General features: G+C 66.8%; 10 protein-coding genes and 2 riboswitches. Of the genes, 6 read left to right on the forward strand and 4 right to left on the reverse strand.

Annotated features, from left to right (window positions below; translation table 11 throughout):
• Positions 1 to 236: 236 nt before the first annotated feature.
• A riboswitch (cobalamin riboswitch) is annotated at positions 237 to 433 on the reverse strand.
• 65 nt (positions 434 to 498) lie between these two features.
• Positions 499 to 703: riboswitch (cobalamin riboswitch) on the forward strand.
• Positions 704 to 737: 34 nt separating this feature from the next.
• From VFB18_RS08450 to VFB18_RS08470, 5 genes are read left to right on the forward strand one after another with little or no spacing between them, the layout of a single operon-like run.
• The gene (locus VFB18_RS08450) at positions 738 to 932 is read left to right on the forward strand and encodes a CbtB domain-containing protein (RefSeq protein WP_324973539.1); all 195 of its coding nucleotides are present in this window, start codon (positions 738 to 740) and stop codon (positions 930 to 932) included.
• Between the two features lie 10 nt (positions 933 to 942).
• Positions 943 to 1,647, forward strand: a complete 705-nt coding sequence (locus tag VFB18_RS08455) for a CbtA family protein (RefSeq protein WP_324973542.1) — start codon at positions 943 to 945, stop codon at positions 1,645 to 1,647.
• Between the two features lie 7 nt (positions 1,648 to 1,654).
• Positions 1,655 to 2,191, forward strand: a complete 537-nt coding sequence (cobU, locus tag VFB18_RS08460; protein ID WP_324973544.1) for a bifunctional adenosylcobinamide kinase/adenosylcobinamide-phosphate guanylyltransferase — start codon at positions 1,655 to 1,657, stop codon at positions 2,189 to 2,191.
• Positions 2,188 to 2,805, forward strand: coding sequence for a cob(I)yrinic acid a,c-diamide adenosyltransferase (cobO, locus tag VFB18_RS08465; protein WP_324973548.1), 618 nt, complete (start codon positions 2,188 to 2,190; stop codon positions 2,803 to 2,805). Before cobU ends, cobO begins: the two co-directional genes overlap by 4 nt.
• 4 nt (positions 2,806 to 2,809) lie before the next feature.
• Positions 2,810 to 4,270, forward strand: coding sequence for a cobyric acid synthase (locus VFB18_RS08470; RefSeq protein WP_324973551.1), 1,461 nt, complete (start codon positions 2,810 to 2,812; stop codon positions 4,268 to 4,270).
• Here the strand turns inward: VFB18_RS08470 and cbiB are convergent.
• Positions 4,263 to 5,231, reverse strand: a complete 969-nt coding sequence (cbiB, locus tag VFB18_RS08475) for an adenosylcobinamide-phosphate synthase CbiB (RefSeq protein WP_324973554.1) — start codon at positions 5,229 to 5,231, stop codon at positions 4,263 to 4,265. The two genes, VFB18_RS08470 and cbiB, sit on opposite strands and share 8 nt — an antisense overlap.
• On the opposite strand from cbiB, the gene cobD reads away from it, so the two are divergent.
• Entirely contained in the window at positions 5,230 to 6,246 is a 1,017-nt protein-coding gene (cobD, locus tag VFB18_RS08480; RefSeq protein ID WP_324973558.1) for a threonine-phosphate decarboxylase CobD, read from the forward strand. The genes cbiB and cobD overlap by 2 nt on opposite strands.
• A gap of 18 nt (positions 6,247 to 6,264) precedes the next feature.
• On the opposite strand, the gene VFB18_RS08485 is transcribed toward cobD, so the two are convergent.
• The 3 genes from VFB18_RS08485 to VFB18_RS08495 form a co-directional block, all read right to left on the reverse strand.
• On the reverse strand, positions 6,265 to 6,486 hold the full coding sequence (locus VFB18_RS08485) for a hypothetical protein (protein WP_324973560.1): 222 nt from the start codon (positions 6,484 to 6,486) through the stop codon (positions 6,265 to 6,267).
• A 151-nt stretch (positions 6,487 to 6,637) separates the two neighbouring features.
• Positions 6,638 to 7,414 (reverse strand): extensin family protein, encoded by a 777-nt coding sequence (locus VFB18_RS08490; protein ID WP_324973563.1) that lies wholly within the window; start codon positions 7,412 to 7,414, stop codon positions 6,638 to 6,640.
• Between the two features lie 157 nt (positions 7,415 to 7,571).
• Positions 7,572 to 7,847: hypothetical protein (locus VFB18_RS08495; RefSeq protein ID WP_414675673.1), on the reverse strand; the 276-nt coding region annotated here is incomplete at its 5' end.

Raw genomic sequence — 7,847 nt, forward strand, 5'->3', positions numbered from 1 at the left:
AGCCCCGGCCGCGGCGCATCCTCCGGATCGCCGGCTCTGCGGCAGGTGATACAGACATAGATCGTGGTGCCCTGAAGCGCCTCGATCGCGTCATCCTCGGCGATGTCGGTGAGGCTCACCCTGAACGCTGCTCCCCGGCCAGAGGCCGCAACTTGCAGGGTGCTTAAGGCGGACGCTTCGCTTGAGGAGCGAGAGGCCGCCGACAAACCAACCGGCGCCGAGGCACCCCGCCCGGCAGCCGACTAGTATCGGCGGTAGGTCTCCTGGCTCGCGGGTCTTCGCCCTTGCCGCCTTCCCGGGATTCCCTCCCAGTGGCTGTTGAGGCTTGAGGCTCGCCGCTTACAGTTGCGGGGGCAGCCGCGGATTTGGGGCAGGGCCCCGACCGCGTTCCCTGTTCGCTCTCTTACGAGAGACCGCCGAATGAGGCCACTAAAGGGGCCGTGCCCCGCTTTTGTCAATGCGCAGCCTTCCCTGCTTGCACACGCCCGTGCGGCGGCTATAGTCGCAAGCGTCGTCGGTTCCCGCGTGGTGCGGGACGAAAGAAGGGAACGCGGGAAAGGGTAGCTCCCTGAGCCGCGGCTGCCCCCGCAACTGTAGGCGGCGAGCCCCCCTCAGTCGGCCACTGGCGTCGAAAGACTCCGGGAAGGCCGAGGGTAGGCGAGGACCCGCGAGCCAGGAGACCTGCCGGCGACGTAACCTGAGCCACGCCCTCGGGTGGAGGGCGGAAGGGGGATCGAATGACTAGCGTGCCCACGACGAACGAAGGCGCCAAGCGGGGCGCCGCGCAGATCACAACTTCCCGCGCCGTTTCCATCTTCGCCGCCGCTCTCCTCGGGGTCTTCCTCGTCGGCGGCGTTGGCTTCTCTCACATCGCGGCGGTTCATAACGCAGCCCACGACTATAGGCATTCCATGGGCTTTCCCTGCCACTAGGGAGGGCACCATGGACTATTTCCGCAGCATCGTTCTCGTTGCCGCCATTGCCGGCATCCTTGCCGGCCTTGGCATGACGGTGGCGCAGCAACTCACCACCGTGCCGCTCATCCTCAAGGCCGAGGTCTATGAGAGTGAGGGGACGCCCGCTGCGCATGACCATGGCGAGAGCGCGCAACCTGCGGCGCATGAGCACGAGCATGGCGCCTGGCAGCCGGAAGACGGCTTCGAGCGCACCGCCTTTACCCTGCTCGCGAATATCGTGACGGGGGTGGGCTTTGCGCTTCTCTTGATCGCCGCGAGCGAGCTTGCGGGCGGGATCGGGAATTGGCGCCAGGGCGTGTTCTGGGGTCTCGCGGGCTTCGCGGTGTTTACGCTCGCGCCCGGCCTTGGGCTACCGCCCGAGCTTCCCGCCATGCCTGCCGCGGAGCTCGGCGCCCGCCAGCTCTGGTGGCTCGCAACGGTGCTCTCGACCGCGGCGGGGATTGCGCTCCTGTTCTACGGCCGCTCGCCGCTTCTCATCATCGCTGCGCTCGCGCTCATCGCCGCGCCGCATCTTGTCGGCGCGCCCGCGCCGGCAAGCTACGACTCGCCCGTTCCTGAAGGTCTGCATCACAGCTTTGTCGTGGCCGTCGTGCTGACCGCGCTCATGTTCTGGGTCTTGCTCGGCGCGCTTGCCGGCCTGTTCAGGGGCCGCTTGATGCACGCAAGCTGAGACGCGGATGGCGCAGACCATCGCCGCCGGGCAGGGCCTCGTCACGCTTGTGCTCGGCGGCGCCCGTTCGGGCAAGAGCCGCTACGCCGAAGGGTTGATCACGCGCGCGCCGAAGCCTTGGGTCTATATCGCGACCGCAGAGGCACGAGATAACGAGATGGCCGAGCGCATCAAGGCTCACCGAGCCGGGCGTGCCGAAGCGTGGCAGACGATCGAAGCGCCGCACGATTTGCCCGGTGCAATTGCGCAGGCGCCGGCGAAGGCGGCGGTCCTGGTCGACTGCCTGACGCTGTGGCTCGCCAATATGATGGAACGGGATTTCGACATCGAGGCCCAGACCGCGCTGTTGCAAGCGTCGCTCGAGCGACGCGGCGGTCCGACCGTGCTGGTCTCGAACGAGGTGGGCTTGAGCATCGTGCCCGACAACGCGCTCGCCCGCCGCTTCCGCGACCTGCAGGGCGTCCTCAATCAGAGGCTTGCAGCGCGGGCTCAGCGCGTGGTGATGATGGTCGCCGGCATTCCGATTGTGGTGAAGAGCCCATGACCAAGGCAGTCGACGAGAAGGAAGCCGAGCGCCACCGCGCCAAGATGGCCAAGCGCAAGGCGGTGCAGGATGAGGAGGTGGCGGGCAAAAACATCGAGAAGGGTCTGCTGATCGTTCACACCGGCACGGGTAAGGGAAAGTCGACCGCCGCCTTCGGGCTCGCGCTCCGCATGCTCGGGCGCGGCAAGCGTGTCGGCGTGGTTCAGTTCATCAAGGGCGCCTGGCATTCGGCCGAGCGCGACGCGCTGGAAAAATTCGGCGATCTCATCTCCTGGCATTCGATGGGCGAAGGCTTCACCTGGGAGACGCAAGACCTGGCGCGCGACATCGCCGCGGCGACCTGCGCCTGGGAGAAAGCGCAGGAACTGATGGCCGATGCCTCCTTCGCGCTCGTCATCCTCGACGAGCTCAACATCGCGCTCCGCTACGACTATCTTCCGCTAGACGAGGTCATCGCCGCGCTGAACGCGCGCCGCCACGATCTGCATGTCGTCGTCACCGGCCGCAACGCGAAGCAGCCTTTGATCGATGCCGCCGATCTCGTCACCGAGATGACGCTGGTGAAGCATCATTTCGCTGCAGGCGTGAAAGCGCAGCAAGGCATCGAGTTCTAAATCGATGCCGGCCCGCGCGATCATGTTCCAGGGCACGGGCTCCGACGTCGGCAAGTCGGTGATCGTGGCGGGGCTCGCGCGTGCGCTCGCCACGCGCGGGCTGAAGGTCGCGCCGTTCAAGCCGCAGAACATGTCGAACAACGCGGCGGTGACGGCTGACGGCGGCGAGATCGGGCGCGCTCAGGCGCTGCAAGCACGCGCGGCTCGCGTTCAGCCGTCGGTGCATATGAACCCCGTCCTGCTCAAGCCGCAAAGCGAGGTCGGCGCCCAGCTCGTGGTCCAGGGCCGCGTGTATGGGAGGGCAACGGCCGCCGAGTATCAGCTGGTCAAGCCCGAGCTGATGCCGTTCGTGCTCGACAGCTTCGCGCGGCTCAAAGAGGAGTTCGACATCGTTCTCGTGGAAGGCGCCGGCAGCGCGTCGGAGATCAATCTCCGCGGTGGCGACATCGCCAATATGGGCTTCGCTCGCGCGGCCGATGTTCCGGTGGTCCTGATCGGCGACATCGACCGCGGCGGCGTGATCGCAAGCCTGATCGGCACCAAGGCGGTGATCGAGGCCGAGGACGCGGCCCTGGTCAAGGCGTTCCTCGTGAACAAGTTCCGCGGCGATCCCAGGCTCTTCGCCAACGGCATGGCGCTGATCGCCGAGGCGACGGGATGGGAGCCGCTCGGGCTCGTGCCGTTCTTTGCTGAGGCGCGGCTTCTCCCGGCCGAGGATGCGCTTGCGCTTGCAGGGGAGCGGCCGGAAAAGGCAGGCGCCCACGTCAAAATCGCAGCGCCGATCCTGCCGCACATCGCCAATTTCGACGATCTCGACCCGCTCGACGCCGAGCCAAAGGTCGATCTCGTGCTGGTGAAGCCCGGTGCGGCTCTGCCCGGCGATGCCGCGCTCGTCATCCTCCCGGGCTCGAAGGCGACCATCGCCGACCTTGCCGCGTTTCGCGACGGGGGCTTCGACATCGACCTCATGGCGCATCTTCGCCGCGGCGGCTCCGTGCTCGGGCTTTGCGGCGGCTATCAGATGCTCGGCCGCACGATTCACGATCCAGAGGGCATCGAAGGCGAGCCGGGAAGCGCCAAGGGCCTCGGCCTTCTCGACGTCGTGACGACGCTTTCAGGCGAGAAGCGGCTCGAAAGGGTCGAGGGTGAAACCTCAGATGGGGCGCCCTTCGCGGGTTACGAGATGCATATGGGCGCAACGCAAGGTCAGGACTGTGCGCGGCCCTTCGCCAAATTCGCTGGCGGCGGAGCCGACGGCGCCATGTCGCCCGATGGGCGCGTAATCGGCACCTACATCCACGGCCTGTTCGCCGACGACCGCCAGCGCTCGGCCTGGCTCGAGCGGCTCGGCGCGGGCAAGGCTTCGGTCGCCTATGACCATCTCGTTGACGAGAGCCTCGACAAGCTCGCGGCGCATCTTGCCGCCCATATCGATCTCGACAAGCTTCTCGCCCTCGCTAAGTGAGGATCACGACGAGCAGCGCGACGATTGCCACACCTCCGATCATGACCATGTCGGCGCGGCGGTAGAGCGTGAGTGCCGCGCGGATGTCGTCGGCGGTCGCGCCATAGCGGCCTTCCCCGATCCATGTCCCGTCGGCCGGCTTGCCCTCGTACGTGCGCGGACCGGCAAGAGCAAGCCCAAGCGCTCCGGCGACCGCCGCCTCGGGATAGCCGGCATTGGGCGAGCGGTGGCGCGAGGCATCGCGCAGCACGACGCCGAACGCCTCCGAGGCGGACGCTCCCGGTGTGAGATAGGCGGCGATGATGAGAAACAGCGCCGAGAGCCGTGAGGCCGGAAGATTGACGAGGTCGTCGAGCCTAGCCGACGCCCAGCCGAATTGCTCATAGCGCTCTGAGTGGTGCCCGATCATCGAGTCGGCGGTGTTGATCGCCTTGTAGGCCGCGGCACCCGGCAGCCCTCCGGCCATCATCCAAAACGCTGGCGCCACCACCCCGTCCGAGAAATTCTCGGCGAGGCTTTCGATCGCCGCGCGGGCGACCCCCGCCTCGTCGAGCGCGGCGGTATCCCGGCCGACGATGTGCGAGACGCTTGCGCGGGCCGCCTCGATCCCGTCATCCTCCAGCGCGACCGCGACTTGCTCGACGTGGGCGTAGAGGCTCCGCTGGGCAAGAAGCGTGCCCGCCAAGGCGGCGAGGGGGATCATCCCGAGCGGCATGAGCAGGAGCCAATGCTGGATGAGATAGGCCACGCCGGAGGTAGCCGCGATCAAGATGAGGAGCGCCGCAACTCCGGCCAGCTTCCGCTGCCAAGGCAGGCGTCCCTCCCGGTTCAGCCCCCGGTCGAGTGCTCCCACGAGCGCCCCCATCCACATCACCGGATGACCGATTGCGCGGAAAACCCGCTCGGGGTAACCGAGCATGGCCTCGAACAAGAGCGCCAGCAATGTCAGTAGAGCCGTCATGACCCTCAAAGGCGAGCTCGCGCCGCTCGATCATGGCGGCGATCTTGGCGCCGCGCGAAAACAATTTCCCGGCGCGCCTGAACCTTTCCTCGACCTCTCGACCGGGATCAATCCCTTTCCCTATCCGCTGGCGCCGCTTCCCCCCGAGGCCTCGACCAGGCTCCCCGATCCGGCGAGCCTCGCCAAGCTCCTCGCGGTTGCGGCGGAGGCCTATGGCGCGCCCTCGCCGTCCCATGTAGTGGCGGCTTCCGGCTCGCAAATTCTCGTCGCGCAGACGGCCTTCCTTCTGGCGCGCGGCCGGGCAACGATCCTCGCCCCCACCTATTCGGAGCACGCGCGGGTGGCCGAGCTTGCCGGGCACAACGTGGTCGAGGCCGCCGATGTGACGCAGCTTGCCGAGTCGCGCATCGCCATCGTGGTCAATCCCAACAACCCCGATGGGCGCATCGTGCCGAAGGACGCGCTGCTTGCGCTTGCCGATCGCTTACGCCGCCGCGGCGGACTTTTGCTCGTCGATGAGGCCTTTATGGAGGTGGGCCCCTATGGCGTGAGCATCGCCGACCAGAGCGCGCGCGGCAACATCGTGGTGCTGCGCTCTTTCGGCAAATTCTACGGGCTGCCGGGGGTTAGGCTGAGCTTCGCCATCGCCCCGCCCGAGATCGCGGCGCGCCTTGCAACGGCGTTCGGGCCATGGCCCGTGAGCGGCGCGGCCCTCGCCATAGCTGCCACGGCGCTCGCCGACGTTGCTTGGCGTGAGAAGACGCGCGGGCTCCTTGCCGAAGCGGCGGCGCGGCTCGATACGCTGATTGCCAAGGCCGGTCTCGAGTTGATCGGTGGAACGTCGCTGTTCCGGCTGGTGCGCACGCGCGAGGCGGCTCAGCTCTTTCAGCGCCTGGGGGAGGCCGGCATTCTCGTGCGGCGCTTCGCCGAGTATCCGGCGTGGCTTCGCTTCGGGCTTCCCGACCGGGAATCGGCCTGGCAACGTCTCGCAGCGGCGCTTCCCCCGAAGGCCTGACGCTTAGATAAGCGGCGCTCAGTGCGCCCAGCGGCGGGCGTATTGCTGCGAGGCTTCGAGGCTCCCTTGCGCCTCTTCGGGCAGGAGCCTTGCGATCACCCCCATGGCGAGCTCGACGGAAATTTCGCTCGCGCCGCACTCCTTGAGCTGCTCGCGGAGCCAGCCGTAAATCTCTTCGTCACCGGCCTTGAGGCCGACGGCGATCTCTTCCAGCATTTGCACCAACGATTCTGCCGCCATCGTGCCCCTCCATCGACTTCGCCCAAAGGCGCATGGCTCGCCGTCACGCTTAGGTCGCGCTTCTCCTGGTGCTCTCCCCCGACTCATTGGATCATAGCTGGTCTTGTAAGCCTGCGAAGTTGCCAAGGGGCCACAGTCCCAGTCTTTTTGCCTAATCGCGGCCCGGACCCGCGAAGGGAACCGGCATGACCGCGGCTGTGGTCCTGGGCTCCGCCGAGGCATCGGCGACCGGCTGGCCTGGATAGGGCCTGCAGTAATGCCGCCCGTGCGCCGCGTTGCTCAACAGCAGGTCCACATGGAAATGGTTGTAGTGGAAGCGGTCCGAGCCCGGCCCGAGCACGGTGTAGAACTCGTTGCAGGCACCGACGAAGGCAGCCTGGAGGAAGGCGCGCTCGCGCGGGGTGCCGCGCCACCAGCCGTTGACCACGGTGATCGACTGGCCGTTCTCGAGCCGGAAGCCCGCGATGTCGAGCGCATTGCCGAAGGCGTGCTCGGAGATCTTGCCCCAATTGTTCCCGTCGCGTCCTCGGCAGCTATAGGAGGCGATCTGCGTGATCCCGATCACGCGGCTGCCGAAATAGCGTTGCGCCGCGGGCTGCACCGAGGCCTTCACCCAGCGGTCGAGCCCTGCGGTGAGCGAGCAGTCGATCAAGGCCGGCGGCGAGAGCGCGACCGAGCCTCCGGCGAGGCCCGAGACTTGCAGCGGGCGCTCGAGCCCGCAGACGCCGGGCCCGTCGATCGGCGTCATCTGTACGACATAGGCCGAAGCCTGCACGACGCCCGAAGCCACGCAGGCATCCTCCGCCTGTTGGCGCCACGGCGCGCGCTGCCCTGAATTGAACGTGCCGCCGCCCGCGCAGCCGACGAGCGAGCCAAGCCAAGCGGCAACAAGGATGCCCAAGGCGAGATACGCAATACGTGCCCCCATGGCGCCAAACATGCCGCCAAGGGTCTGAACAATCTTTCAACGGCGGTTAACAGCGCCGACTTGGCCGTGAAATTGATTGAGAGCCGGCTCGGCGCTCGATTTGGAAGGCCGCCATCGATCGCCGTCTCGACGCGTCGCTAAGGCCGCCTATGCGATTTTAGTCATCGTGATGTTTGTGGTGCTTGTGCTTGCCGTGCTTCTTCCCGTTCCCGTCGTCACGCCACCACCCGCCATCATCGTTCCATCCGCCATCATTCCCCCAATCGTATCCCCATTGCGGACCGCGGTACCGGTAGCACCAGCAGTGCTTGTCGAGCCAATTGCCCGAGGCGCACCAGGGGAATGGAGCGCAGGGCGGCTGCGCATCGGCGAAGCTCGTCATGCCGATTAGAGCGGCAATAGCGAGTAAGAGTGTTTTCATCGGCTTCCACCA

This window comes from Methyloceanibacter sp., assembly GCF_035650995.1.
GTDB lineage: Bacteria > Pseudomonadota > Alphaproteobacteria > Rhizobiales > Methyloligellaceae > Methyloceanibacter.

Excerpts from the sequence above, each read along its gene's own strand:
- VFB18_RS08450 (WP_324973539.1), top strand. The coding sequence starts at position 738 with ATGACTAGCGTGCCCACGACGAACGAAGGCGCCAAGCGGGGCGCCGCG.
- VFB18_RS08455 (WP_324973542.1), top strand. The coding sequence starts at position 943 with ATGGACTATTTCCGCAGCATCGTTCTCGTTGCCGCCATTGCCGGCATC.
- cobU (WP_324973544.1), top strand. The coding sequence starts at position 1,655 with ATGGCGCAGACCATCGCCGCCGGGCAGGGCCTCGTCACGCTTGTGCTC.
- cobO (WP_324973548.1), top strand. The coding sequence starts at position 2,188 with ATGACCAAGGCAGTCGACGAGAAGGAAGCCGAGCGCCACCGCGCCAAG.
- VFB18_RS08470 (WP_324973551.1), top strand. The coding sequence starts at position 2,810 with ATGCCGGCCCGCGCGATCATGTTCCAGGGCACGGGCTCCGACGTCGGC.
- cobD (WP_324973558.1), top strand. The coding sequence starts at position 5,230 with ATGACCCTCAAAGGCGAGCTCGCGCCGCTCGATCATGGCGGCGATCTT.
- cbiB (WP_324973554.1), bottom strand. The coding sequence starts at position 5,231 with ATGACGGCTCTACTGACATTGCTGGCGCTCTTGTTCGAGGCCATGCTC.
- VFB18_RS08485 (WP_324973560.1), bottom strand. The coding sequence starts at position 6,486 with ATGGCGGCAGAATCGTTGGTGCAAATGCTGGAAGAGATCGCCGTCGGC.
- VFB18_RS08490 (WP_324973563.1), bottom strand. The coding sequence starts at position 7,414 with ATGGGGGCACGTATTGCGTATCTCGCCTTGGGCATCCTTGTTGCCGCT.